Source organism: Cloacibacillus evryensis DSM 19522, assembly GCF_000585335.1.
GTDB lineage: Bacteria > Synergistota > Synergistia > Synergistales > Synergistaceae > Cloacibacillus > Cloacibacillus evryensis.
The window spans coordinates 441,671-468,247 of the sequence record NZ_KK073872.1 but is presented as its reverse complement, the minus strand read 5'-3'; the positions used below and the strand labels follow the sequence as shown (position 1 = coordinate 468,247).

General features: G+C 58.5%; 18 protein-coding genes. 9 read left to right on the top strand and 9 right to left on the bottom strand.

What is annotated here, in order from left to right; genetic code table 11:
- Positions 1–150: 150 nt before the first annotated feature.
- The 4 genes from CLOEV_RS15680 to CLOEV_RS01940 all read left to right on the top strand — a co-directional run bounded on the left by CLOEV_RS15680 (position 151) and on the right by CLOEV_RS01940 (position 7,276).
- Positions 151–2,160 (top strand): GLUG motif-containing protein, encoded by a 2,010-nt coding sequence (locus CLOEV_RS15680; RefSeq protein WP_051484822.1) that lies wholly within the window; start codon positions 151–153, stop codon positions 2,158–2,160.
- Positions 2,153–4,576, top strand: coding sequence for a Synerg-CTERM sorting domain-containing protein (locus CLOEV_RS01950; protein WP_034441584.1), 2,424 nt, complete (start codon positions 2,153–2,155; stop codon positions 4,574–4,576). Before CLOEV_RS15680 ends, CLOEV_RS01950 begins: the two co-directional genes overlap by 8 nt.
- Positions 4,577–4,649: 73 nt before the next feature.
- Positions 4,650–5,966: a Synerg-CTERM sorting domain-containing protein gene (locus CLOEV_RS01945; protein WP_034441581.1), complete on the top strand. Its 1,317-nt coding sequence runs from the start codon at positions 4,650–4,652 to the stop codon at positions 5,964–5,966.
- 764 nt (positions 5,967–6,730) lie between these two features.
- Positions 6,731–7,276 carry a DUF2284 domain-containing protein gene (locus CLOEV_RS01940; RefSeq protein WP_051484821.1) on the top strand — a complete coding sequence of 182 codons (546 nt, stop codon included), beginning with the start codon at positions 6,731–6,733 and terminating at the stop codon, positions 7,274–7,276.
- A gap of 52 nt (positions 7,277–7,328) precedes the next feature.
- On the opposite strand, the gene CLOEV_RS01935 is transcribed toward CLOEV_RS01940, so the two are convergent.
- From CLOEV_RS01935 to CLOEV_RS17135, 7 genes are all read right to left on the bottom strand, one after another.
- Complete coding sequence (locus CLOEV_RS01935; protein WP_051484820.1) at positions 7,329–8,471, bottom strand: efflux RND transporter periplasmic adaptor subunit; 1,143 nt, start codon at positions 8,469–8,471, stop codon at positions 7,329–7,331.
- Positions 8,472–8,483: 12 nt separating this feature from the next.
- Positions 8,484–9,842 carry a TolC family protein gene (locus CLOEV_RS01930; RefSeq protein ID WP_034441579.1) on the bottom strand — a complete coding sequence of 453 codons (1,359 nt, stop codon included), beginning with the start codon at positions 9,840–9,842 and terminating at the stop codon, positions 8,484–8,486.
- On the bottom strand, positions 9,839–12,913 hold the full coding sequence (locus CLOEV_RS01925) for an efflux RND transporter permease subunit (RefSeq protein WP_034441577.1): 3,075 nt from the start codon (positions 12,911–12,913) through the stop codon (positions 9,839–9,841). The genes CLOEV_RS01930 and CLOEV_RS01925 overlap by 4 nt, the downstream gene beginning before the upstream one ends.
- Positions 12,914–13,549, bottom strand: a complete 636-nt coding sequence (locus CLOEV_RS15675) for a TetR/AcrR family transcriptional regulator (RefSeq protein ID WP_051484819.1) — start codon at positions 13,547–13,549, stop codon at positions 12,914–12,916.
- A gap of 254 nt (positions 13,550–13,803) precedes the next feature.
- Positions 13,804–15,018: an iron-containing alcohol dehydrogenase gene (locus CLOEV_RS01915; RefSeq protein WP_034441576.1), complete on the bottom strand. Its 1,215-nt coding sequence runs from the start codon at positions 15,016–15,018 to the stop codon at positions 13,804–13,806.
- Between the two features lie 599 nt (positions 15,019–15,617).
- Positions 15,618–16,394 (bottom strand): reverse transcriptase domain-containing protein, encoded by a 777-nt coding sequence (locus CLOEV_RS17140; protein ID WP_245591096.1) that lies wholly within the window; start codon positions 16,392–16,394, stop codon positions 15,618–15,620.
- Positions 16,300–17,043 (bottom strand): reverse transcriptase domain-containing protein, encoded by a 744-nt coding sequence (locus tag CLOEV_RS17135; RefSeq protein WP_218915499.1) that lies wholly within the window; start codon positions 17,041–17,043, stop codon positions 16,300–16,302. The genes CLOEV_RS17140 and CLOEV_RS17135 overlap by 95 nt, the downstream gene beginning before the upstream one ends.
- A 609-nt stretch (positions 17,044–17,652) precedes the next feature.
- Between CLOEV_RS17135 and gpmA the strand changes: the two genes are divergently transcribed.
- The gene (gpmA, locus tag CLOEV_RS01905) at positions 17,653–18,402 is read left to right on the top strand and encodes a 2,3-diphosphoglycerate-dependent phosphoglycerate mutase (protein WP_034441574.1); all 750 of its coding nucleotides are present in this window, start codon (positions 17,653–17,655) and stop codon (positions 18,400–18,402) included.
- Positions 18,403–18,510: 108 nt separating this feature from the next.
- On the opposite strand, the gene CLOEV_RS01900 is transcribed toward gpmA, so the two are convergent.
- Entirely contained in the window at positions 18,511–20,064 is a 1,554-nt protein-coding gene (locus CLOEV_RS01900; RefSeq protein WP_034441573.1) for a S8 family serine peptidase, read from the bottom strand.
- Between the two features lie 27 nt (positions 20,065–20,091).
- Positions 20,092–20,493, bottom strand: a complete 402-nt coding sequence (locus CLOEV_RS01895; protein WP_034441572.1) for a hypothetical protein — start codon at positions 20,491–20,493, stop codon at positions 20,092–20,094.
- 294 nt (positions 20,494–20,787) lie between these two features.
- Here CLOEV_RS01895 and CLOEV_RS01890 point away from each other — a divergent pair, with 294 nt between their 5' ends.
- The 4 genes from CLOEV_RS01890 (at position 20,788) to CLOEV_RS01875 (ending at position 25,933) form a co-directional block, all read left to right on the top strand.
- Entirely contained in the window at positions 20,788–22,593 is a 1,806-nt protein-coding gene (locus CLOEV_RS01890) for a hypothetical protein (protein WP_034441570.1), read from the top strand.
- A 115-nt stretch (positions 22,594–22,708) separates the two neighbouring features.
- Positions 22,709–22,957 carry a (2Fe-2S) ferredoxin domain-containing protein gene (locus tag CLOEV_RS01885; RefSeq protein ID WP_008709064.1) on the top strand — a complete coding sequence of 83 codons (249 nt, stop codon included), beginning with the start codon at positions 22,709–22,711 and terminating at the stop codon, positions 22,955–22,957.
- Positions 22,957–24,765 (top strand): [Fe-Fe] hydrogenase large subunit C-terminal domain-containing protein, encoded by a 1,809-nt coding sequence (locus tag CLOEV_RS01880; RefSeq protein WP_034441568.1) that lies wholly within the window; start codon positions 22,957–22,959, stop codon positions 24,763–24,765. The genes CLOEV_RS01885 and CLOEV_RS01880 overlap by 1 nt, the downstream gene beginning before the upstream one ends.
- A complete protein-coding gene (locus tag CLOEV_RS01875; RefSeq protein WP_008709058.1) occupies positions 24,758–25,933 on the top strand; it encodes a SpoIIE family protein phosphatase in 1,176 nt (391 codons plus the stop codon). Before CLOEV_RS01880 ends, CLOEV_RS01875 begins: the two co-directional genes overlap by 8 nt.
- Positions 25,934–26,577: the final 644 nt, after the last annotated feature.

Below are 26,577 nucleotides of genomic sequence, written 5' to 3'. Positions count from 1 at the left end.
TCCGGAGAAAGGAGCCAGAATGTTGCTGTTTTTGTTTCACGAAAAGAAGCGCGGCGTTATTTTTCCCGGCTTTACTTGATACCTTTAGAGACTTGGCGTTTCAGGACAGGGTCAAAGAAAGTGCAGTGATTTCAAGGAGGAAAAATAACGATGTCAAGAAAAATATTATTTATGTTTATCGCGCTTATGGCGGCGTTTCTATTGCCGGCCGGCAGCGCGCGGGCGGCGGACTGGATTGAGTCCGCCGACGTCAGTTGGTACGAGGCGAACTCCGCCGACGTCACCTTTACGATCAACACGCCGGAGGAGCTCGCGGGACTCGCGAAGCTCGTCAACGACGGGACGCAAACTTTTCTCAACAAGACGGTAAAGCTCGGAAAAGATATCGACCTGGGCGGCAAGGTGTGGACGGGTATCGGGATAACGGGGAAAACATTCAAAGGATTGTTTGACGGCCAGGGATACACCGTAGGCGGCCTCGGCGCTATCAAGTGCGGAGCGCCGGGCGGAGAGTATATCGGATTCTTCGGCATACTCAACGGTGGTCTCACCTTAAATATCAGGAACCTCAACGTCACGGGAAATGTCTCCGTCGCTCCGGAAACCATCGCGGGAAGAGACTATCTGGGTTACCGCGTCGGCGGCATCGCCGGCTGGGCGCAGGGAGCAGCCGCGACCAGCTCGATAGAAAACTGTTCCTTTAAAGGCAGCGTAAAGGGGTACGGCGACGGATATGTCGGAGCGATAGCCGGATATGGCGCCATGGTGCTTCGCAACTGCAGCGCCGAGGCGTATATAACCACCGATAACTCGGGAAACGACAAAAACACTACCGTTACCTGCTTGGGCGGCCTCTGTGGAAATGCCAACCAGCCGATAGAAAACTGCTTTTTCAGCGGTTCGATAAAGAACGCCGAGGCCGTGGGCCCAGTCAGCGCGGGGGGCATTGCCGGCACCACCGGCACGGGGGCCGCTCTCACGAATTGCGCCGTCTCATGCGACATTGACGTCATCGGCGGACAGCATCCCACGGTTAACATCAACCGCGCCGGATATATGAATAACGCCGGCGGGATAGCAGGAGTCGTTCAATGGCAGGCAATAGTGGGATGTTCGGCGCAGGGAAGCATAAAGATCAGGTCGGCGGCGGCGGGAGACGCCTTTGTGAACGCCGGCGGCATTGCCGGTGTCAAAGACAACAGCCAGGACCTTGACTTTGAACACTGTTCGTCCGTAATGAAGACCGACTCCTCCGGCCACGCGGGAAGTTTAGTAGGATTCATTCCGGAACCCACTAATATTAAAATGTATCAATGCGAGTGGCTGGCGGGAGAGGGGTTCCCCTCAGACTGTTACGCGGCCGACGTCGACATTCCCGAAAATAGGCTCAAACTCAGCGTTACGAAGGTGACCGACGCCGCCGAGCTGACGCCCGTCGCGCTCATTTCCGCGCCGACGGTGCGGATACTGGAGAACCAAAGCTATACGCAGAAGGCGATCTCCTTCCCCTCCGCCGCGGGAAAAACGGACGGTCTCGCCTGGTCATGGGGGACGGCCGACAGCACCGTCGCCTCGATAGTCTCCTCTGTCAGAGAAAGCGCGCTGGTCAGGGGCGTCAAAGCGGGCGCGACATATATACTGGCCTCGACAAACGGCTTCCTCGGTGAAAATTCATGGACGGCAAAGACCTACGCCGCCGTCACCAAGGTGATGCTCACCTCTCTCGCGCTTGACGCGGAGTCTGTCACGCTGACGGGCGCCGGCGATTCAAAGATCATAACCGCCTCTCTGCTGCCGGCGGAAGAGGTGTCGTATCCCGTTTTACGCTGGGACCTTAAGGTGACCTCGGGCGACGCGGCGGCGGTCGACGACATAGAGTTGACGCACGTCGGCAGTTCGAGACAGTTGAAGGCGACCCTGCTCAAATACGTGCCGGGGGCCCAGTATCTGCTTTCTGCCTATACGGTGGACGGGTCGGAGCTTTCAGCCGACGTCGTCGTCAACACGGCGGAGGAAAAAGCCCCCGACGGCGGTTCGCACAGTTCAGGCGGCTGCAATGGAGGCGGTTACGGCTGGCTTTCGCTCTTTATGGTCCTTCCGTTTGCCGCTTCGGTTTTAAAAAAACGGAGCGCCATAAACGGAGGTAAGAATCATGAATAAGAGCTTTAAGAAACTCGGACGGAACCTCGCGCTTGCGGCGGCGGCCATATTCGTCGTAATTCTCTTTGCCGGTTCGATGATAGGCGCGTCGGATTCGTGGACGCCCGATACGTCATGGTACGACAATTACAAGAATGAGCGCGGGAGCGCGGAAAATCCATTTCTGATCTCCTCCCCCGAAGAGCTGGCCGGCCTCGCGAAGATAACCAATGTCGCCTTCGGCCAATGGGGGGTCACAAAGGTGAGCCTCAAGGACAAGCACATCCTCCTGACGCGCGACATCAACCTCGAAGACAAGGAATGGGCGCCCATCGGATGGTATCTTAGTTATACGGAGAAATCATCATGGGGGTCTGTTACCAAAGAATATGCGGGCTTCGACGGCAACTTCAACGGCGGCGGCCATACGATCTCCGGACTGAAGATAGAGACATGCGAAAACGTTCCGCTGTACAGCTCGAAACAGACCGAGGCGGCGGGCCTTTTCGGCTATATTTCCATCGACGGTAAGGTGAGAAACCTTGTTGTAAAAGGAAAGGTCAACGCCTCCGAATGCGAAGGCGTCGGCGGTATCGCCGGCTGGGCGGACGGCCTCATCGAGAACTGCGTCACCGACGTCGAAGTGCGGGCCACAAGTTCCAAAAGGGGCTACGCGGGCGGCATCGCGGGGCTCAACGGCGGGCCGCAGGGCGACGATATGACGAGTGGAAACCCCTATGCCATTATCCGCAACAACGTCGTTCTGGGAAGCGTCTTTTCCACGCCGGCCTCCTTCGCGTACGCGGGCGGCATCGTGGGATTCTCCCACTGGTATAAGGGAGAGGTGCTGAATAACGTCGCGCTGAGCCCCTCCATAGTCTCAGGGATGGACGCGGGCGGTATCTTCGGAGGCTTCAACAGTTTTGTGACCGCCGACAACGTCTCCGCCGCGCAAAAGCTCGCCGGCGCTCCCGGATATGTCGGAGGCGTCGTAGGCGCTTTCGGTTGGGGCTACCAGAACTGCTATTGGCTTTCCGTAAACCGCGATCAGCCAGTCGGCGGCATCACCGACCCCGCAAAGCTTCCGGTAACGGCGGTCGCGATGGATACCGATAATCTTAAGACCATCAAAAGCGGCGAAACGCGCGATATCCATATCACCGCATACCCGCTTACGGCCGACGCCTCCTCTCTTAAATACACGTGGAGCGTGGACAAGTCAAAGCTTGAGGTGATAAAGGGAGCGGGAACGCCGACGCTCACCGTGAAGGCAAAGGACGGCGCGGGGACGGAAGATCTCTTCGCCGTCATCTCCGCCGACGTCTATGGTTTGCTTGGACATACCGAGTCACAGTCGGGAGGATCTGTCGTTTATATCTCCAACTTTGAGACGACGGCCTCCGTCCAGGGCGTCCTTAAAATCACGCAAGGCGCGATCCCCGTCGAGGGAATTACGGCCTACGGTTCAAACACCGCGTGGAAAGAGGGCGAGACCCGGGTGCTGGGAGCCTCTGTAAGACCTTCGGACGCCGATGCCCGCGATGTCGTCTGGACGCTCTCCGCTGTAAGCGGCGCCGCGTCGTCGGAAGATGTCATCATGGAAGATGCCGGAAACGGGAATCTTTCGATACTCCTCCGTTCCGGCCATGAAAAGGATTACGCCTACACATTTACGGCGGCGACCGCGGACGGTAAATTCTCAGACTCGATAACGGTAGTCGGAGACCCGGTGACAGATGTTGAAATCTCCGGATTCATCCCGACCGGCGACGCCGTTCCTAATTATATCGACGCGGTGAAGCCAGTGGGAGCGACGAGCGCGGTCATAGAAGATATCGCCGCCGCGGTCGGCGTCGACGTCTCCGTCTTCAGAGTCGGTTTGAACGGAGTCCTTTACCTTAACAGCGAAACGGTGAACGCGGCTGTCAAAGACGCGGAGGATAGGGACAATCTTAAAGTGACGGCGATAATTCCTCTGCCGCTCTTCTCAGTGAAGGTAAGCGCCGCGGGCAAGATCGCGGCCGCCGGCATGATTATCAGCGGAGACCGCCTCATGGCAGAGACGCCGCAGAAGGTGGCGCTTGTCAAGACACGCCCCGACGGGACAGGCGAGTTCTTCACCTACGCGGAGGATCAGGACGCCATCGGCAACAAGCGCTTTACGCTGCAGACGATGGACGATAAGACAATGGCGCCGACGGATAAGATCGATCCGGCGCAAACATACAAGCTGGTGCTTTACATCCAGGACAACGGCGGTTTTGACATCGATCCGGCGGACTGCTCCATTATCGACCCGGTCGCCATAGTCAAGCTCGCGGAAGAGACGCCGGCCCCCTCCGGCAGTTCGTCGGGCGGATGCAACGCGGGCGTCGCCGGCATAATGCTGCTGGCGGTGATCCCCCTGCTTACGCGCGCCGCAAAGAAGAAGTCGTAAAGGCAATTCGGCAAAGCCTGCCGGCTTCAGGCGGGCTTTGCCAAGTCACCAATAAAAATGAGGAGGAACTAATATGCACAAAAAGTTTACCGCACTGCTGCTGGCCCTCTGCCTGCTGGCGATATCATTGCCGGCCCGGGCCGACTTGCTCTTCACAAGACAGGACAACAGTTATGCCAACACCGCCTTAGGCATCATTCAAGGCTCGGGAGTCCCCGTCTCTCCGCTCGTCAGCAACATGGGAGGAAACGCCGGGCAGGGTATCTATCCGTTTAAGAACGCGGACGGGTATTTCCGCGTCGCCGTGACACTCTATACGTCAAACGGCACGGACGTCATCTCGATCTATAACCCCGGCGAGCAGTCGCAGTGGACGCAGCCCTCGGCGTGGAAGGCGCCGCTGCGTGAGGCGACGACGACGCTGCACAACACGAGGACCATGGTGGAGCTGAACGGCAATCTTTACGCCACGGCTTACGACATCCCTATCGTCAGCCGCGTCACCACGGCGGGCGACGTCTACAAACAGGATAAGAAGTACGAGTATTATCACAACGACTCTAAATATGACGGACACGGCGAGGGCCTGTGCGCCTATAACGGCAGTCTCTACGCCATCTTTACCGGCGCGAACGACCCATGGGACACGGAGCACGGCTCGTACAGGGCAAACTGTCTCGTCAAGCTCGACGCGGATCTCAACGAAGTTACGAGCGTCGATATGAAGGGCAGGAATCTTGACGGCTTCACACCGGGCGCATACTCACAGAAGGACGGCATGCTTTATGTCGCGACGCTCGGCGGTGTTCAGCTGTTCGGAGATAAGTGGAACACCGGCTCCTGCATAGAGGCCGCTAATCTGGCGACGATGGAGGTCAAGAGCCTCATCACCGCGGAAGAAATGAACGCGAAGGACCCGACCTTCAAGCACATGTTCGACGCCGTTGCCTTTGCCGGCGACAAGGTCTATGTACAGGCCGCCAAATGGACCGCCGGCGAGGACTATTCTTCGGGCTACAGCATCAGGGTCTACGAGACGACGCTTGAAAAGCTGCAAAAGGGCGATCTCGGCACGCTGCTGAAGGATTTCAACGGAGACTACGGTTATCGCCTCGGACTGGTATATGACGAGAAGACCGGTTACCTCTGGGCCGGCGTCGGCTACAGTCTCTGGCGCTATGACGGCTCCTCCTGGACGGAATTTGGCAGCAACGCGCTGAGCGGCAACATTTCCGCTTACACCGCCGTAAATCCGATCGGGACGATCACGCCTGAAGATCCCGACACGCCCTCCGGAGACGGCGGCGGCAGCGGCGGATGCAGCGCCGGATATGGGCTGCTCGCGCTTCTCGCCATTGTCCCGGCGGCGCTGAGAAGAAAGAAAAACTAGAGAGTATCGAACAGCATGAAATGCCGCGAGACGGGGACGCATAATACCGAGACTGTATAACGGCAGGCGTTCCCGCCCCGCGCCAGGCATCTTCGAGGCGTCATCGGCACGTCTAAACGCCGATTTCCTTCGGGAGGGGAAAACGATAAACTGCGATTTACGCGATTGCGAGGAAAGATAAATAGCGATTTAGCGGGCATCCACAAAAAGCCGTTTGTCGATATTCAACGATTTTGGTTTAGATTTTGCCCTTGCCTCCCTCGCCGAGGGAGGTGGCCCGAAGGGCCGGAAGGAGTTTTGACCTTGGGTTGTGCTTTGCTCTTGATCTTATCATCTTCCGCTTCTTCCGCGGCTGTCGCCGCGGGCTCCGTTCGGCGCGAAAACCGCGCGCCAAACGGAGCAACACTCCTTCCGTCATGACGCGGAAAAACACCGCGTCATGCCACCTCCCTCGGCGAGGGAGGCTTTAAAAGCATAAATCGTAAAAAACGTGCGGCTGCCACCTCTGGTGTGCCTACCAGCCGAATCGCACAAATCAGAAAAACTCTGATTTGGCTCCCTGGCCGCCTCGGCGAGGGAGGCTTTAAAGGCGCTAAATCGCAATTTATCTTTCCTTCGCGATCGCGTAACCCGGCGTTTCTCCGCTGTCGGCCTATCGATGCGTTTGTCCCGGACAATGCCGCCCCGCCGGTTGACAAAATGAAGCGAAGGGATATTCTCATAAATATGCTGCCGGCCGCCGCCGGAGGGAGGCTTGGTCTTTGATGAATTATTCCGTTATAGCTTACAGTACGGTCTGCGACGTGGAAGATTTTGTCGCCTCGTGCGTGGATGTTCCGAAATTCCTCGGCTTTTGCCGCGAATGTCATAATTACGGCAATAACTGGATGTGCCCGCCCTTTGATTTTGACCCGCTCGACATCTGGCGCTCCTACGAAAAGATAAAACTCTTCGGCCTGCGGATGACTCCCGCGCGCGAAGGCGGGGAGGGAAAGAGCGCGGCGGAGCGCGCCAAAGAGATAATTTCAAAGGAGAAGCGCCGGCTGATCGGCGAGCTTCTGGAAGAGGAGAAGAAAATCCCCGGCAGCCTCAGCTTTTTCGCCGGCTCCTGCGAGCTCTGCCCCGTGTGCGCGAAGGTGACGAACGAACCCTGCCGCCGCCCCGCGATGGCGCGCCATTCGATAGAGTCGCTCGGCGCGAACGTAAGCCTCGCGATGAAGAGGTATCTCGGCCTCGACATCCTCTGGATAAAGGACGACAGGCTGCCCGAGTATCTCACGCTGGTGGCCGCGCTGCTGCTGCCGCGCTGAAGCGCGGCCCCGGGGTGAGGGCGGGGCCGCGCGCGTTGCTGTCTATCGTTTCCTAATTCGCCGTCTCCACGGGGTCGGAGTCTTTGAGGTTCCGCCCTCCCGAGAGGACGACGAGGGTTCCCTCCGCAAGCCCAGATTTCACCGAGGTCTTGCCGTTCTGCGAGGCGCCCTTTTCGATTTTGACCGTCTTAATCTTTCCATCCTCCACCGTCATGACGGTGCCGTCGTCGGCGATCGCCTCCGTGGGGATGAGCAGCGGGCGTTCTTCGGCTTTTTGTACGAAACGGACGTTCGCGAACATGCCCGGTTTAAGGATATAACCCGCGGCGGCGTTGTCCACCAATATCTCCGCGGTCACGGTGCGCGTCGATTCGTCGACGTAGGGATTTATCACGGAGACGCGTCCGGTGAAGCTTTTGCCGCCGGCGCTCTCACAGCTTACGGAGGCCGTCATCCCTTTGCCGATGCCGTTTATATCCTTTTCCGGTATCTCGACGACGGCGCGCAGCGTGTCGACGCGCGCGACGCGCACCGCGTTCGTGCCGGAGGTGACGAGCGTGCCCGGCGTGAGGTCGTAGTCCTCCATCACGACGCCCGTTATCGGCGCGCAGAGCCGGTATTCGGCGAGGTTGACGCCTTTTGCCGCCAATTGGGCGCGGGCCTGCGAGACGGAGGCCCGCGCGCGTTCGTAATCCGCCTTCGCCGTGGCGAGGGTCGTGGCGCGGCTGTCATATTCCTGCTGCGTCGCGTAGCCCTGTTTGCGCAGGCGGCCGTAGCGCTTGTACTCGCGATTGGCGTCTTCGAGCTCCGCCTTCGACTGTTCGGCCTCGGCCTTTGAAACGGCGAGCTGCGCCTTCTGCGAATCGTATTCTGCCGCGGGTTCGCCGCTGTCCAGTTCGATCAGGAGCTGACCGGCCTTCACACTGTCGCCGCGCTTTACGCGGATGGATTTTACGCGCGCCGTCACCTTGGCGTTTATCTCCACCTCTTCAAGCGCCTTCAGCGTCGAAGTGGTGGTGAATCCCTCTTCTATGCGCGCGCCGTATTCGGCTTTGGCTGCCTCGACGCGCGCGGGGCCGCTTTCCGCCCCGGCTTCGTCCCCATTCTCCCCGCCCGCAGTCAGGCGCAACGCGCCGCAGGCCGCCGCGAGCAGCAGCAGGGCCGCGATAATTATTGTCTTTTTTCTGTTCATCATGCGTTACCTCCGTCAGTTGACGCCGATCGTCTTTTCTATGAGCTCCCCGCCGGCGCGCCATAATGAGGCCAGAGCCGAGCGGTATTCTTTGAGATATCCCGCGAGTTTTTTGTCGGCGTCGGTAAGGTCGCTCCGCGCCTGGATCACGTCGAGCTGCGAATTGACGCCCTCTTTATAGCCGACCTCCGCGTAGCCGAGGCTTTCTTTGGCAAACGAAACCTCAGTTACGGCGGCCGCCGCGCTTTCGGCGGCGCTTGCCAGCGACAGGCGGCAGTCGGTGATTTCCGCCAGGATCGCCTCCTCCTTATCGCACAGCGAGTTTACCGACTGCGTCAGCTTCGACCTGGCGGCCGTAACGTCGCCCGCGCCCTTGCCGCCGTCGAAGAGCGGCACGGAGAGCGACAGCTTCGCCGACCATTCGTCTTTGCTTTCAAGGATCTTGTCGCTCGTATCTTTATAATCGTAGCCGTAGCCGCCGGAGAACGAAACGGAGGGCTTGAGGGCGCTCGCCGCGACGACGATCTCTTTTTCGTCGATCTTGCGCTGCGCCGCGAGTTTTTTGTAATCGCCGCGCCTTTCGAGCGCCCGCGCGTGGTATTCACGAACGGATATGCTCTCCGGCAGAGGCGTTCCCGCCAAAGACAGATCGTCATGCAGGCCGTCCGTGAGCTCCAATCTCGTCTCCGGAGCCAGTTGGAGCAGACGGCAGAGCGCGATGCGCGCGGAGTCGAGGTCGTTTTTCGCGGAGATGTATTCCGCCTGCGAGCCGGCGCGCTGCTGTCTCATGCGCGACAGGTCGAGGTTCGTCGCGACGCCGACCTCCACGCGCTTCGTCTCTTCTTCGACGGCGCGCTCATAGTAATCGAGCGCGCTCTTGACCGCCGTGACGACGGAAGCGCGATAGAGCGTTTCGCAGTAGGCCTTCCAGACGTCGAGCACGATCGACTCCCGCGTATCGTAGAGATAGTCTCCCGCCTGCGCGACGCCGAGCTTTCCCTGCTCCGAGAGCGCCCTGTTTTTGCCGCCGTTATAGAGCGTGTAGGAGAGCTGAGCGCCCAGCGTCCGCTCGTCGGTGTTTTGTGTGCCGGCGGAATTGTCGCTCGTGCCGGCGGCGGAGCCGGCGAGGTCGATCTTCGGCAGCAGAGCCGAGGACTGAGACTGGCTCTCGCCGGCGGCGCGCCGCACGTCTTCGCTTGCGTTGACGACGCTGACGTTCTGCGCCAGAGCCAGCGAAAGCGCCTCTTTCATCGAGAGCTTCAGCGCCGCCCCGCCCGTTTCCGTCTTAACGGAGGCGGCGGAGGCCGTCCCCGCGGCGATCACGAACAGCGCGAGTGCCGCGGCCAGCGCGATAAATAAGAAAAACCTTTTCATGATCTTGCCTCCTCCGTTCTTCCGACATTGCTTTTCAGTCTCCTCCGCGCCCAGGCGCAGGCCCTCTCCTTTACGTCGTCAAGTATCAGATAGACGACGGGGACGACGAAAAGGGTCAGCAGCGTCGAAGTGAAGAGGCCCCCGAAGATGGCGACCGACATCGGCTGGCGCGATTCCGAGCCCTCGCTGAGCTTCAGCGCCGCCGGTATCGCCCCGATCAGCGTCGAGAGAGCCGTTATAAGGATCGCGCGCAACCGCATCGGCGCGGCCCTGACCACCGCCTGGACCTTGTCGCAGCAGCGTTCGCGCTCCTGCTTGATGAAATCTATGAGGATGATCCCGTTGTTGACGACGATGCCGACCAGCAGGATGAGCCCCATATAGCTCATCATGTTGAGCTTGCAGCCGGAGAGCCAGAGCAGTCCGAAGGCCCCCGGCGTCAAAAGCGGTAGCGTGAACATGATGGCGAAGGGGTGGATGAACGACTCGAACTGGATCGCCATGATCACGTAGACGAGGATGATCGCGACGACGAGCGCGGTAAAGAGGCGCGCGAACTCCTCCTGCTGTGTCTTGGTCTGGCCGGAGGCGACCAGGCTGACGCCGGAGTCCCGGGGGATATATTTGCCGGCCAGCTTCGTGAGCAGCGCCGCCGCCTCTCCGGTCGAAAAATTCCGCGTGACGTTCGCCGATATCGAGAGGGAGCGCTGACGGCTGTAGCGCTTGACGACGTTCGGCGCCAAAGTTTTCCTGACGCTGAGGACGCCGGGGGCCTGAATGATGTCGCCCGCCCCCGTCTTGAAATATATTTTGCCGATATCCGCCGCATCCGAGCGCTTCGCGCGTTCGGCCATGACGCGGATGTCATAGCGGTAGCCGTCCTCCTTGTAGACGCCGGCCTTCGTACCGCCGAGGTAGGCCTGCAGCTCGTTCGACATGGAGCGCACGTCAATATCCATCGTGTCGGCGAGGCCGCGGTCGATCTCCACCTCCAGCTGCGGCTTGTCGATGCGCACGTCGGTCTCGACGTCGCGGACGTTGCCGCCCGCTTCGGCTTCGGCGATTATCTTCTTCGATATATCAAGCAGCGTCGCGGTGTTCCCGCCGACGAGCACCATTTCGACATCCTTGCCGGCAAAGGTGGTGAAGGTCGCGGTGACGTCGCGGAACGGCGCGGTCAGCGCGCGGACCTCGTCCATCACCTTATTTATGTCGCCGCGCTGCTTCTTCGGGTATAGCTGTACATAGAGTGTTCCGTTGTTGCTCTGGTTTCCCGAGTCTGTGCCGATATTCGCGTAGGTATACTCGACGGCCTTGTGCCGCCGCACGGCGCGCCCAAGTTCGCGGAATACCCGCCCTGATTCCTCGATCTCCGTCCCCGACGGCAGCTCGCACTTGATCATGAAGGAGCTCTCATCGTCGTCGGCCATGAACTGCGTCCCCGTGTTCATGACCAATACCATCCCGATGACGAACATCCCCGCGGCGACGGCCATCGTCGCCGCCCGGTGCGCCACGGCACGTTTGAGCAGCAGCCGGTAGCCGCGCTCGAGCTTAGAGAGCAGCATGCCGCAGATGCGCGCCGCGCGCCCCGGCTTGCCCTTATCCAGGATGCGCGAGCAGAGGAAGGGCGTGAGCGTCATCGAAAGCACGAGCGAGAGCGAAATCGTCAATATCACCGTGACGCCGAAGGCAAAGAAGAGCTTGCCGATCACCCCGCTCATGAAGGCGACGGGAGAAAAGACCGCTATCGTGGTCAGCGCGCCGCCGATGACGGAGAAGGAGACCTCGTTGGCCCCCTCGCGCGCCGCTTCGTAGCGCAGCAGCCCGCCCTTCATGCGGCGGTCGACATTTTCCATGACGACGGTCGTCGCGTCCACCACCATGCCGACGGCGAGCGATATCCCCATCATCGATAAGTTGTTGAGCGTAATGCCCATGTATCTCATGAGTATAAAACTGCCGATGAGGCAGACGGGGATCGTTATCACCGTGACGAAGGTGGCGCGCAGCGTCTGCATGAAAAAGAGCATCAGCAGCGCGCAGAGCAGCACGGCGCTGAAAACGTCGGAGGTGACGCCGGAAAGCGACCGCCGGATAAAGTCCGACTGATTATAGATGATCTTGAGGCCGATGCCTGAGGGCAGGCTTTTTTCCGCGTCATGCAGGTAGGAGACGACGTCGTCGCAGAGCTGCACCTCGTTGACGCCGCGCTGCTTCTTCACGCCGACGAGGATCGTGTCGTCGTCGTTGAACTGCGCGACGTTCTCCCGGTTTTCAAAACCGTCCGCCACATCCGCGACGTCTGCGAGGCGGATCACCGTGCCGCCGCGCACGGCGACGGCGAGGTTTTTCAGCTCCTCGACCGAGGCGTATTCGCCCATCACGCGCACATCGACGTCGGAGCGGCCGAGGATCACGCTGCCGGCCGGCAGCTCGACATGCTTTTTATTGACCGCGTCGGTGATATCCGAGGTGACGAGGCCGCGCGACCGCAGCCGCTCCGGGTCGACCCAGATCCTGATCTCGCGCTCGCGCATACCGGGTGTCACGACCTCGCCGACGCCGTTTATCGCCTGGAGCTTGGTCTTCAATATCTTGTCGACGTAGTGGACCTTCTCCTTATAGGAAGCGTCGCCGGTGACCGCGATCTGAACGAGCGAAGAGTCGCCGACGTCAAGCTTGGAGACGGTCGGCGTCTCAGCCTCATCGGGAAGATCCGCCAGAGCGAGATTGACCTTGTCGCGCACGTCGGCCGCCGCGTCGTCGATGTCGCGGTCGATGTCGAACTCGATCGTCGTCACCGCCTGCCCCTGATAGCTGGCGGAGCTCAGCGAGCTGATGCCGGAAATGCTGTTGAGCTGCTCCTCAAGGACGTCAGTAACGTCGTTGTCCATGACCGCCGCCGTCGCTCCCGTCATCGTCGTCGAAACGGAGACGACGGGAAGGTCGATATCTGGCGTATCCTGCATCCCCATGCCGCCGTAGGACATGAGGCCGAAGACGACGACGGCGATCGTGCTGATGATCACCGTCACGGGGCGGCGCAGCGATGTATCTATAACGTTCATCTATTTTTCGTCCCGCTTTTCGTGAATCGAGACGCCGTCGATGATCATATCCATCAGATCGTCGAACATCCCGCCCACGGCGGGGGTAAAATTCTGGTCGAAATTCGAGCGTACCTCAAGCCCGTCGAACGCCGCGGTGAAAAAGATCTCCAGCGTCTCCGGCGGCAGCGGCTTGAAAGCGCCCTCGTCGACGCCGCGTTTGAAAAACCTCACCATCGCGCTGCGGACACGGTCGGCAGGGTCCCTGACAAACATCTTTTTTTCCTCTTTAGAGGCCGATTTCATGTGCATCTCTATCATCACCATACGCAGGAAACGAAAATCAGTCATCTTTTCCAGCCCCCGGCTCATGCTCGCGCGCAAAATATCACGACAGTCGCCCTCCGCCGTGAACAGCGCCTCAACATCGTGCGCCACCTCATCAAAAAGCTGCTCGTTGACGAAGACGATGACGTCGAGCTTGTCCTTAAAATAGTTGTAGAGCGTCCCTTTGGCGACGCCTACCGCCGCGGCGAGCTTCTCCATCGTGAAGCCGCCCCAGCCGTCGTCCTTCAAAATGCGGCAGCTCTCGCTGAAGACCCGCTCCCTTATCGCCTTATCCATTATTTCGCGCCTCACGTCGTTTACCTTTGGCATAAAAATTCCTCCCCGCCATTTATGCGGCCGTCGCCGTTATCAGAGTGTCAAAATAAAAAATGACCATCGGTCATTAAAATGACTAACGGTCAGTATAATACTAAAACATCGATCTTGCAACAGGCGGGCGGGAATTTTATTGCCCGGCAAACAGATACAGAGGACCGGAAGGTGCAGTCCCGGTCCCCTGTATCTGTTTGCGTGTATTGGGTCTTTCTATAAAATTCCTGTTGGGGGAGGAATTTTTTCCTTAACTATGCGGCCTGCGTCGACTTCGCGGCCTTTACGGCTTCCTTGTCGAAATAGCAGCTCTTGAGCAGCTCTTCCATCTGCTTGGGCGTGATCGCCCTCGGGTTCGAGCCGGTGCAGGCGTCGCCCACCGCAAGCTCCGCTACCTTCGGCAGCTTCTCCATGAACTCCTTCTCGTCGATGATCCCGCCCTCGTAGTCCTTGATGCGCGTGGGGATGTCGAGCTGGGCGTTGAGGCCGTTGATATGGTCCACGAGCGCCTCTACGAGCTCCGCGGTCGTCTTGCCCTCAAGGTGCAGGTACTTCGCGATCTTCGCGTAACGCTCGGCCGCCGCGGGCTCCGCCGCGTTGAAGCGGATCACCTTCGGCAGGTACATGGCGTTCGCGCAGCCGTGGACGATGTGGCCGCCGCTGTAGGCCGCGCCGGTTTTATGCGCCATCGAGTGGACGATGCCGAGCAGCGCGTTCGAGAAGGCCATGCCCGCGAGGCACTGCGCGTCGTGCATCCTGTCGCGCGCCGCCATATCGCCGTTGTAAGACTTGACAAGGTTCTCGCTGACCATCTCGATCGCGTGCAGCGCGAGAGGGTCGGTGTAGTCGCAGTTCAGCGTCGAGACATAAGCCTCGATCGCGTGGGTCATCGCGTCCATGCCGGTGTGCGCCGTCAGCTTCTTCGGCATCGTCTCGGCAAGTTCGGGGTCTACTATCGCCACGTCGGGCGTGATGTTGAAATCCGCCAGCGGGTACTTGATGCCCTTCGCGTAGTCGGTGATGACGGAGAAGGCCGTAACCTCCGTCGCCGTTCCAGACGTCGAGGGGATGGCGCAGAACTTCGCCTTCTGGCGCAACGTCGGGAAATTGAAGGGGATGCAGAGGGCCTCGAAGGTCGTGTCGGGGTATTCATAGAAGGCCCACATCGCCTTCGCCGCGTCGATCGGCGAACCGCCGCCGATGGAGACGATCCAGTCGGGCTGGAACTCGCGCATCACAGCCGCGCCCCTCATGACCGTCTCGACTGAGGGATCCGGTTCGACGCCTTCAAAAAGGCGCACCTCCATGCCGGCCTCTTTAAGATACTGTTCGACTCTGTCGAGGAATCCAAAGCGTTTCATGCTGCCGCCGCCGACAACGACGATGGCCTTTGTGCCCTTGAGTGTTTTAAGCGCTTCCAGCGAACCCTTTCCGTGATAGAGATCGCGCGGTAATGTAAATCTTGCCATGATATATTCCTCCGATACGTTTAAGTTTTTATTTTTTGTACTGCTTTGTTAATCGCTTTACATTTGGTATTGTACCTGACGCCGCCAATATTTGAAGATACGGAAAAGGAATATCGCTATACTTTTATCGATATATCATTATCTAAAAAAATCAAGGCAGACGCATCAACAAACCGCCAGAGAATGATAAATCGGCGTAAATCGGCGTTTATACGCACGACTAACTTCATAACCGAGGGCCTGCCAATGCTCGCCGCACACTAGTGCGCCTCCGCTTGGCAGGCCCTCGGTTATTTCGTTATTCGCACGTCTAAACGCCGATTTATATTTTTAAGCCTCCCTCCCCGAGGGAGGTGGGCCGGCGCGCGGTTTTTGCGCCGGGTCGGAAGGAGTGTTGTACTGTTTGGCGCGGTTTTCCGCGCTAAACAGTGCCCGCGGCGCAAGCCGCGGAAGAGGATAAGGCCAGAACAAAAACAAAACCCAAGGTCAAATCGAGTAGGAGGCCTCCCATTATTTGAGAGGCCGTCCTCTGGTGAAACTACTAAGCGACCTGCTCAGCTCCTTGTTCCCTACGGTCACGTTCGCTGGCAGTCTGCTTATCACACCACCGTACGTACCGTTCGGTATACGGCGGTTTGGTAACGAGCGCGCATTGCCTCATATCGCAGCAGGATATCGTCATATCCCTGCGAGGCGAGGTATTTGTTGGTCAGTGAGGTGGTCAGTATCCACGTTCTGGCTATATGCCAGCATCCGAGCCTGCTGTTTGCCCATCGCCACGCGTCCCTGTGATGGATCCCCAGCTGCCTGAGGTTCTTGTATTTCGGCCATATCCTTTTCCACTGTTTCCAGTAGATTTGCCGTATCCTGCGTCTTATCCATCCAGTCAGCTGTAACATCGCGCTTTTCATTTCGGCTATCGCATAGTAGCCCAGCCATCCCGTCGTGTATTTCCTGAGGTTTAGCATGATGGTCTCTATCGAGCGTCCCTGATTCCTGGCGGTAAGTTTTCGGATTTTGTCTTTGAACCGTTTCAGGCTTTGTTCGTGTGCCCTTATCTTCGTTTCTCCTTTGCTAGGGTAGAGGGAGAAACCAAGAAATTTGAGTTTTGTTGGGCTTCCGATACAACTTTTCTTTTGGTTCACTTTGAGTTTAAGCGTTCCTTCAAGATAGCTGACGCAGTTCTCCATTACTCTTTGGGCGGCTCTTGCGCTTTTGACATATATGTTGCAGTCGTCGGCGTATCTTACAAATTTGTGTCCTCTGTTTTCCAGCAGTTTGTCAAATTTTGTAAGGTAGATGTTGGAGAGGAGCGGTGAGAGGTTGCCTCCCTGCGGAGTTCCTTCTGTGGTCGAGCTGATGAGCCCGTTTTCCATTACTCCGCTTTTTGAGGTATTTCCTGATGAGCCTTATTACACGCTCGTCTTTTATCTCTTCCCGAAGCATCTTTATGAGCAGGTTGTGGTTGACTGTGTCAAAGTATTTGGCCAGGTCGATATCCACTGATACTTTGTATCCCTGTTCGTAATATATCCTCGCCTGTTCTATTGCCTGATGGGCGCTTCTCCCTTTGCGGAATCCATAGCTGCCGTCGGAGAATTGCTTCTCGAATATTGGCGTCAGCACTTGGGAGATGGCTTGCTGTATCATACGGTCTATGACCGTGGGGATTCCCAGCTTGCGCTTTCCTCCGTCCGCTTTGGGGATTTCGACTCTCTTTACTGCCTGGGGCCTGTAGCTTCCATCATAGAGGCTTTGGATAAGTTCGGGATAGTGCTCCTTCAGGTGTCCATACATCGCTTGGACTGTCATTCCGTCTATGCCTGACGCACCTCCGTTTTTGACTACCCGTTTGTACGCCTCTGCCATGTTCGCTCTGGTGAGGATACATTCGAGCAACGTTTGCGCTCTTTCTTCTCCTGCGTTTTCTGTGTGGGCAATACTCGGCGCTTTCATGGTGCTTTCCGCTTCCAGCTTGTCCTCGCATGAACAGCCTGCTTGCGCAGTTTTCTGCTTTCTTCGCATTGCCCGACCTTCTTTCGTCTGAGAAGTTTGTTACCGTTCGGCCCTTCCTGATTGTTTTTCTTTCACCAGTACTATGGCCTCTGCTGACTTCTTGCGGTTCATCCATCCATCTCTGGGTGGATTGCACTCAGGTTAAGCCCCCGCAAGATCTCCCCGAGTAAGCACATAAACTTTCTCCTCATATATCCGCCGCATTTACACCATGGGATTCGTGCAGTGTAGGACTTTGTCTTGGGGGTAGACTCGTCCGTCCCATAATGCCTCACATGCGGTCCCTGTTCGTCGGACCGAGGTTTTGCCTCCGGCTTCCTTCAGATTCCACCTCACGATGGACACCCTTGCCTTTGGCTAACAGTTCACACTGCAATGCCTGTAGCGGACTTACACCGCCTAGTTTATGTGCATGTCGGGCGCACCTCTCCCTCACCCCGCTTCGCGGGGAGCTCCCTCGGCGAGGGAGCCTTTAAAGGCGTAAATCGCTATTTACCTCTCTCCCGGCCTTTGTTGATGTGTTTGCCCTGACTAAAGGACAGCGGGACTTGACAACCTTCCGCCGCTGTCTGACAATGTAGACGGAATCCCATTATCAATATTATGGAGGCTGCTTATATGTACAAACTCGTTCTTATAAGACATGGCGAGAGCACGTGGAATAAAGAAAACCGCTTCACTGGGTGGCAGGACGTGCCGCTTTCGGAAAAGGGGCTGGCCGAGGCCAGGGCCGCGGGCGGGCTGCTGAAAAAAGAGGGATATCTTTTTGACAAGGCCTACACCTCCGTGCTGCGCCGTGCGATCAAGACGCTCTGGTGCGTGCTTGAGGAGACGGATCTCATGTGGATACCGGTCGAAAAGTCGTGGCGGCTCAATGAGCGCCACTACGGCGCTCTGCAGGGGCTCAACAAGGCGGAGACGGCGGCGCAGTACGGCGACGAGCAGGTGAAGATCTGGCGCCGCAGCTACGCGACGCGGCCGCCGCTGCTGACGAAGGAGGACGAACGCTGGCCGGGCCATGAGAGCCGCTACGCCTCCCTGTCCCCCGACGAGCTGCCGCTCGGCGAGTGCCTAGAAGACACCGTGGCGCGCGTCGTGCCCTACTGGGAAAAGGTCGTCGCCCCCGACGTCAGGTCCGGCAAAAAGCTGATCATCGCCGCGCACGGCAACAGCCTGCGCGCGCTCGTGAAGTATCTTGACGACGTATCGGAGAAGGATATCCTCGAACTGAACATTCCGACTGGGGTGCCGCTCGTCTACGAGCTTGACGAAGACCTCCGGCCGCTGAAGCATTACTACCTCGGCGACGCCGAGGCGATCGCCGCCGCGCAGGCCGCGGTCGCCAAACAGGGCTCGGCGAAGAAATGATCCGGCAAAGATGATCGCGGTATAAAAATGGCGGGGCCTTGCGGCCCCGCCTTCTGCGTTTATAGGAATATACGGATTCGTCCCGCCTTCAGCGCATGCCGCGCGCGGTTATTTCTTCTTTCCGCGCATCGCCAGCGGCAGCAGCACGATCAGCGCGAGGGCCGCGAAGCCCGCGGAGCAGCCGCCCGAAGAACTGCCGGAATCCTCTTGCCTTCCCAGCAGGTAGGCGTTATAGACGTTGAGCAGCCCGTATTTGGAATAGCCGTCTTTTAAGACGTTCTCCGCGCCGTTCATCAGCATCGTCTTTATCTCGTTCGCCGTCTTGTCCGGGTATACGGCGCAGAGCAGCGCCGCCGCTCCCGTAACCATCGGCGTAGCCATCGAGGTGCCGCTCCAGCTGTCATAGCCGTCTCTGTGGTAATCTTTGCTGCCGGCGTAGCTGTAAAATGGCGTCGTGCTCATTATATTGTCGCCCGGGGCCATAACGTCCACCCACTTGCCGCTCGTACTGTAATTTGAGCCGGAGCTTTTGCCGAGGCCGTCGTTTTCGTTAGAGGCGCCGACGGAGATCGTATTGTCAAAACGGAAGCAGGCCGGGTATGAGAGTTTGCCCACGCATTCGGGATCGGTGGGGGCGTCGATGTCCTGCTCCTCGTTGCCCGCCGCCATGCAGACGATGATGCCGGCGTCGCCGGCCAGCTTGACCGCCTGCGCGTAAGGGTCTTTATCCTGATCCACCGGTTCGGTCCAGCGACCGAGAGAGAGGTTGGCGGCGCGTATGTTGAGGCCGTATGTCTTCTTCAGCTCAACAATGTAATTCAGCGCGGCGATAATGTCGATATCATAGGCCCCCGTTCCCCATCCGCTCTTTTCCTCTTTATCCTCCACCACGGTGAAGACGCCCACCGGCAGTATCTTCACCTTCCAGTTGACGCCCGCGACGCCGATGGAGTTGTTGCCGACCGCACCGATGATCCCCGCCACATGTGTGCCGTGGCCGCCGACGTCGCCGACCGTCGCGTAATCCACCTGGTTCACGTTGGTTATCGTTACGTCGCCCGACGGCGTGCCGCTCCTTACGACGTCGGTGACCGTTCCGTTGTCATGGAACATCTTGCCGTAGGTGCCGTCGGGCAGTTTCCCGCTGATATTCGCGGCAAGGTCGGGATGGTCGTAGATGACGCCGGTGTCGAGCACCGCGGCGTAGACCGCGTCGGAACCGGTCGTGGCCGCCTCCCACACCTCGGGGGCCTTTATCCTCTTCGTCCCCCACTGAGAGGCCCATCTTGGGTCATTGGGCTCTGCCAGCGCCTTTCTCATATAATTCTTCGCGACGCCTATGACCTCGGGGGTGTCTTTCAGCGCGCTTATCAGCTCGTCCGCCGTCTTTTCCTCCGAAGAGAAGAGGGCGATGCTCCGACCGCTGCCCGCCGTGAGCTCCGGGAAGCTTTTCAGCGCGGAGGCGCCTACACTCTTAGCAAGCGACGCCGCCTTCGCGGCCGAGCTTTGTTTCGCCGAGGCGCTCATAACGGAGCTTGCCGCGTTGGAGTCGCGCAGCAGCACGATGACCTGATTCTCCGCGTAGTCGGCGGCACTGGCCGCCGAACCGAAGAAGAGGATCGTCAGAGATAAGATAAGGGCGCTGATACTGTAGTTTTTCATCAATCGATTACTATCCTTTCATCTCACTCATTTTGAGCTTTTTATGGGCGGTGACAGCCTGGTGATGTGGTTCGGCGAGGCTCCGATGACGTTCTTGTCCTTTTTGAGCAGCGCGATGAGTTCCTTCGCCGATTTGTCGGCGGACCTCATGTGGGCGATGCCGTTTTCGGAGTCTTCATATATCGGGGAGATATAGAGCACTTCCGCTCCCGCTCCCGCGGCTATTTTCCGGCAAAGCTCGCCGAAGAGGCGGCGGCGTTCGTCCTGGGCGCGCATCTCCGGCGGGACCCTGACCAGCGCGATCGCCTCGTTTTCCACGTGATCCGGAGCCGCCTTGTCAGAGGCCCCCTTCGGCGCGCCGGGCTGGCAGGAATAGGCCGAACCGGCGGTAAACATAAGACATACGATCGCTAAAAACAATCTTTTCATAGAACATTTCACCTTCCATCCACATACCGTCTTGAAACCGGCGCGGCTCTTTTTCCGTGATGATTCCGGCTTGACGCCGCTTTTCCCGGGCCTTGAGTTTTTCTCCGCGCGAAACTTCTGAAAATATTATATATCTCCGTCAACAAAAAAACCACCGCCATCCTAAAAGAAAACAATAATTGCGCGCCACTGAAATTGGCAATGCCGATTTTTCATTTTCAGTACAACCGGTATTGTAAAATAATTTCTTATAGACGATAATTATATCAGCCAGTACCATAAAGGAGGATGCCGATGCTCTTTCATGAAAAACTCTCCCTGCTCAAGGAGGCCATCGCCGCTACCAGCTCCGCGCTGGCCCGCAGTTCGGGGCTTGATGCCTCATGCGTCTGCCGTTACCTCGGGGCGAAGCATAAGCCGCCGCGCTACGGCAAAACGGTGGCCTATTTAGCCGCCGGGGCGGCAAAACTCGCGGAGAACGGCGACAGGGTCGGTGAACTCAGAAAACTGGTCGGCGCGCACCGGGAGGAGGTGCTCCATGACGCCGTCGCGCGCTGGCTCAACGCCGACGACTCGTCCCTCAGGGAGAAGAAACGCCCGGAGCCGCAGGCTTCGCTGCGCGGCAGGAAGAAAAAGCAGCGCGCGGGGACGGCGCAGAAGTTCAGCCTCCTGATGGAGGCCTTCAAGACGTCGAACGCCGCGGTGGCCCGTTACGTGAACGTGGACAGCTCTTCGATATCACGCTACCGCAGCGGCAGGCGCGGCATGGGAACAGACGACCCGATACTGCGCGATATCTGCCGCTATTTCGCCTTTCTTTGCCGCTCGCACGGCATTCCCAAAGAGCTGTCGGAAGAGCTCAGGGTCCCGGCGGACGAGGCTGCCGACGAGGAATACATAACGGCGAAGCTGTTTGAGTGGTTCCGCGAATCCGGCTCCGCTGCTCCGACGCGCCTTCTGCTGCAGGGGATCGACTCCGCGGAGCCGCGCGGCCTTTCCTCTAACGAAAAGAACGGGAAAGACGCGCAGGCGGAGGGAGTAAAATTCACCGAGGAAATTTTCCGCGGAGCGGACGGCGTTTATTCCGCGTTCCTTAAATTTACGGAAACGATCCTCGCCGCCAAAGAACCCGCGGACATCCGCGTCTGCGCCTCCGATTTCAGTTGGTTCGCCCGCTCGCCGCGCTTTCGCGGCGGCTGGACCGCCCTCATGCGGGAGATACTCTCGCGCGGGCACCGCATAAAGGTGATCCACGACCTCAACCTTGACGCCGACGAGATGTTCTGCGCCGCGTCGTCGTGGATCCCGCTTTATATCTCAGGGCAGGTGGAGCCCTATTACCTCACGCGCCCCAACAGATCTCTCTTTAGCGAATATATCGGCGCGGCGGAGGGCCTCTGTTCGATGCGCTTCTCCTGCTTCAAGGGCAAAGAGGAGGAGGTCACCGCCTTTTTCTCGAAGAGCCCCGATAAAGCCGCCTTTGTAAGCGAGCAGTTCGGCAACCTGCTCGCCTGCGCGAAGCCCCTTGTCAAAACATACGGGATCGGCGACCTGAAGGAACTGCACCGCGACATCGAGGACAAACGTTCCGCGCCGGGGGGCGACGTCGTAAAGTTCATGCACAGGCTCTCTCCGGAATCGATGCCCGAGCACCTCGCGCGGCGGATATTCGACAGGGCCGCCGCGAGTGAGGACGAGAGGGACGAACTCATGAAATACTACCGCGCGAGAAGAAAGGCCTTCATGAGCTCGCTCTCCGAGGTCAGCGTCATCGAGGTCTACCCCGAATATTCCGCCGCGGATATCGAGGCCGGGCGCGTCGGCATCCACACCCCCTGGACGCTGGGGGACAGAGAACTCCGCTACACGCCGGAAGAATTCAGGGAACACATGCGGGCCGTCGGCCTTCTCGCGCAGGAGCGTTCAAACTACCGCTGCGTCACGAACGCCGACTTCCCCTTCAGGAACATCGACATCGTCTCAAAAGAGGGCGGAGCCACCTACGTCATAAAAAACGAAGCGCCGCTCGTCGCCTTCTCCTTCCTCCACTCCTACATGAACTATGTTATCGACAGGTATCTGCGGCGATACCTCTCCTGAGGCGCGGCCCGGCGAAGAGACCTCATATCTTTGTTGTGTGAATTTAATCACAATAAAGCATTTTCTGCTACAATATAGAGTGTGGTGATATCTTATCGTGCGGGAGGGAAACGGTTTGACAGATGTTGTGATTTGCGTCGGCAGTTCCTGCCATCTAAAAGGCGCGCGCCGCGTCGTGGAGGGGCTGACGAAACTGGTGACGGAGCGCGGCCTCACGGAGAAGGTGAACCTCTCCGGTTCGTTCTGTATGGGGCGCTGCGAAGAGGCGGGAGTATCGGTGAAGGTAAACGGCGAGATCCACTTTGTGGACCCGGACCATATAGAAATGTTTTTTGATGATGTGATCGCAGGTGGTAATGGATAATGAAATATATAAATGTCGCGGAGGCAAACTGCAAGAACTGCTATAAGTGCCTTAAAGTCTGCCCCGTAAAATCGATAAAGTACAGCAACAATCACGTCGAAGTGCTGGAGAACGAATGCATCCTCTGCGGGCGCTGCATACGCAACTGCCCCCAGCACGCGAAGTCCCTGGTAAACGACATCAGCGCCATCAAGCAGGCCGTTGGCGAACAGGGGGCGGCGCGCACGGCAGACGCGTCCGCAGGCTTGCCCCCGGAGGTATTTTCAAATGTTCGCCAAGGCGAACAGGGGGCGGCGCGCGCGATCGCGGCGCTGGCCCCTTCGTACATCGCCTCCTTCGGCGCGGAGAACCGTTTCCGCCTCGCGGGGGCGCTGCATCGCCTCGGCTTTGACGCCGTGGAGGAGACCTCCGTCGGCGCGCACGCCGTGACAAAGGAATACGCGCGTATCCTCGAAAGCGACTCTATGGACAATATGATCACGACCTGCTGTCCCTCCGTCGTCTTCCTCGTGCAGAAATACTTCCCGCAGCTCACGCCGCAGCTCGCGCAGGTGCTATCCCCGATGGAGGCCCACGGCGAATTCCTTCGCAAAAAGTACGGCGACGACGCGCTGATCGTCTTTTTCGCCCCCTGCATCTCGAAGATAGAGGAGGCGCGCGTCTCTGAAAAACGCTTCATCGACGGCGTCGTCACCTTCAAACAGCTCGCCCGCTGGTTCATAAAAGAGGACATCGAGCTTGAAAAATGCGCCGAGGGCTACTTTGGCAACGACCCCAGCTCTTCGGCGATCTACCCTGTATTCGAGGGCATCGTGAAGGACGTCCGCGCCAACCTCCCCGAAGATTCCCACGTCTTCAACAAGTATACCTTCCTCAGCGTGCAGGGCGCGAAAGACGTCATCGAGCTGCTGGAAGAGATCAGCGAGGGGCGCATCCACAACTGCTTCATCGAGGCCAGCACCTGCTACGGCAGCTGCATCAACGGCCCCGAAAAGCCGGACACGGAATATCACCCCGTCAGCACTGGCATCGACATGATACGCTACCTGCGCGCGGAGAAAAACATCCGCGAGGCGGACATCTCCTCGCTCGACCTGCGCCGCCATATAGAGCCGAAACCTTTGAGGGAGGACATCCCCGACGAGGAGACGATACGCTCGATACTGGCGGAGATCGGCAAGACGAAGCCGGAACACGAGCTCAACTGCGGAAGCTGCGGCTACCGTACCTGCCGCGACAAGGCGATCGCCGTCTACCAGAACAAGGCGGAACTTTACATGTGCCTGCCCTACATGAGCCAGATATCGGAGACGCTCGCCAACGTCACCCTCTCCGTCAGCCCCGACTACATCATCGCCGTGGACCACGACCTGCGCGTCAAGGAGTGCAACATAGCGGCGCAGCACCTCCTTAAACTCACGAAAAACGAGATCGTGGGCCGCCGCATCGAAGAGTTCCTCGACCCCCTCGACTTCGCCCTCGCGGTAGGCGAGGAAAGAAACATCCCGCTCCACAAAGTGAGCTATGACGAGCGCGGCATCACCGTCAACCAGACCATAATCTATATCCCCGAACAGGGGCTCGCGATCGCCTTCCTTCACGACGTGACGAAGCAGGAACAGGAGACCGAATCGCTCAACAAACTTAAACTGGAGACGATGGAAATGGCGCAGAACGTCATCGACAAACAGATGACCGTGGCGCAGGAGATCGCTAGCCTTCTCGGCGAAACGACCGCCGAGACCAAAGTAACACTGACGAAACTGAAAGACCTGATCGTCTATGACGGAAACAACGGCAATGGATAGTATATGCATAGACGCCTGCTATAACAGCCTGATAAAGAAAAACGAAGAGCTCTGCGGCGACCGCGTGCAGGTGATAAACTCGCCGGAGAGCATGCTGCTCGTACTCTCGGACGGACTCGGCAGCGGCGTCAAAGCCAACATCCTTTCGACGCTGACCTCAAAAATAATATCGACGATGATCAGCCGCGGCGCCTCCATCGAAGACACCGTGGACACCATCGCGCATACGCTGCCCGTCTGCAAAGTGCGCGGCATCGCCTACTCCACCTTCATGATCCTCAGCATCCGGAAAGACGGCAGCGGCTACCTCGCGGAATACGACAACCCACCCTGTATGCTCATCCGTGACGGCCGCCATATCCCCTTTGAATACGAGGAAAAGACGATCGAGGGCAAGCTCGTGCGCGAAAGCCGCTTCACCGCGCGCGAGGGCGACTACTTCGTCATCGTCAGCGACGGCGTGACGCAGGCCGGCATGGGAGAGACCCTCTCCTTCGGCTGGGGCTGCGACGAAGTGGCCGACTTCCTCTGCGGCCCCTGCGGCGAAAAACTCTCCGCGCCGCGCGTCATCAACCGCGTGCTCGACGTAGCGAAAGACCTCTACCTCGGCAAACCGGGCGACGACACCACCGTCTCCATCGCGCACATCCTGCCCCGACAGCCGGTCAGCCTCTTCTCCGGGCCGCCGAAAAACCCGGAGGACGATTCGCGGCTCGTCAGAGACTACATCGAGACCAGAGGTCTGCACATCGTCAGCGGCGGCACCAGCTCCGAAATACTGGCGCGCGAGCTCAAACGCCCGCTGCGTGTCAACATCGACTACACCGACAGCGACATCCCGCCGACGGCGGCGATAGAGGGCATAGACCTCGTGACGGAGGGGGTAATGACGCTCAAACGCGCCATCGAGATGATCGGGGAATACATCGACCGCCCCGCCGTCCCGAACATGATCTCGGAACTCGACGACCCGCACGGCGCGGCAAAGCTCGCAAAGATCCTCATCGAGCAATGCACCCACCTGAACCTCTTCATCGGCAAGGCGGTGAACCCGGCGCACCAGAACCCCGACTTCCCCACCGAACTGCGCGTCAAATCGCGCCTGATGGACGACCTCGCGGCAGTAATGACAAGGCTGGGCCGGCACGTGGAGAAAAAATATTATTAAACGCCTCCGGGCAAAAGCACGGCAACGACAGCCGTTCACACGATTGGAAATGAACGGTAAACCGGGGTTTACGCGATTGCGAGGGAATGGTAAACTGGGGTTTAGCGGGCACTCGCAAAAGACTATTTGTCGATATTCAGCGATTGCGGTTTACGCTTTTAAAGGCCCCCTCGCCGAGGCGGCCAGGGAGCCAAATCAGTGTTTTTCTGATTTGTGCGAATCGGCTGGTAGTTACACCAGAGGTGGCAACCGCATGTTTTTGCGATTTATGCTTTTAAAGCCTCCCTCGCCGAGGCGGCCAGGGAGCCAAATCAGAGCTTTTCTGATTTGTGCGAATCGGCTGGTAGTCACACCAGAGGTGGCATGACGCGGTGTTTTTCCGCGTCATGACGGAAGGAGTGTTGCTCCGTTTGGCGCGCGATTTTCGCGCCGAACGGAGCCCGCGGCGGGAGCCGCGGAAGATGCGAAAGAAGATAGGATCAAGAGCAAAACAAAACCCAAAGTCAACACTCCTTCCGACCCGGCGCAAAACCGTGCGCCGGCCCACCTCCCTCGGCGAGGGAGGCTTTTAAGGCGTAAATCGCAGTTTATCGTTTCCCTACAATCGCGTAAATCGGCGTTTATAAGCAGTGAACCAAAACGCC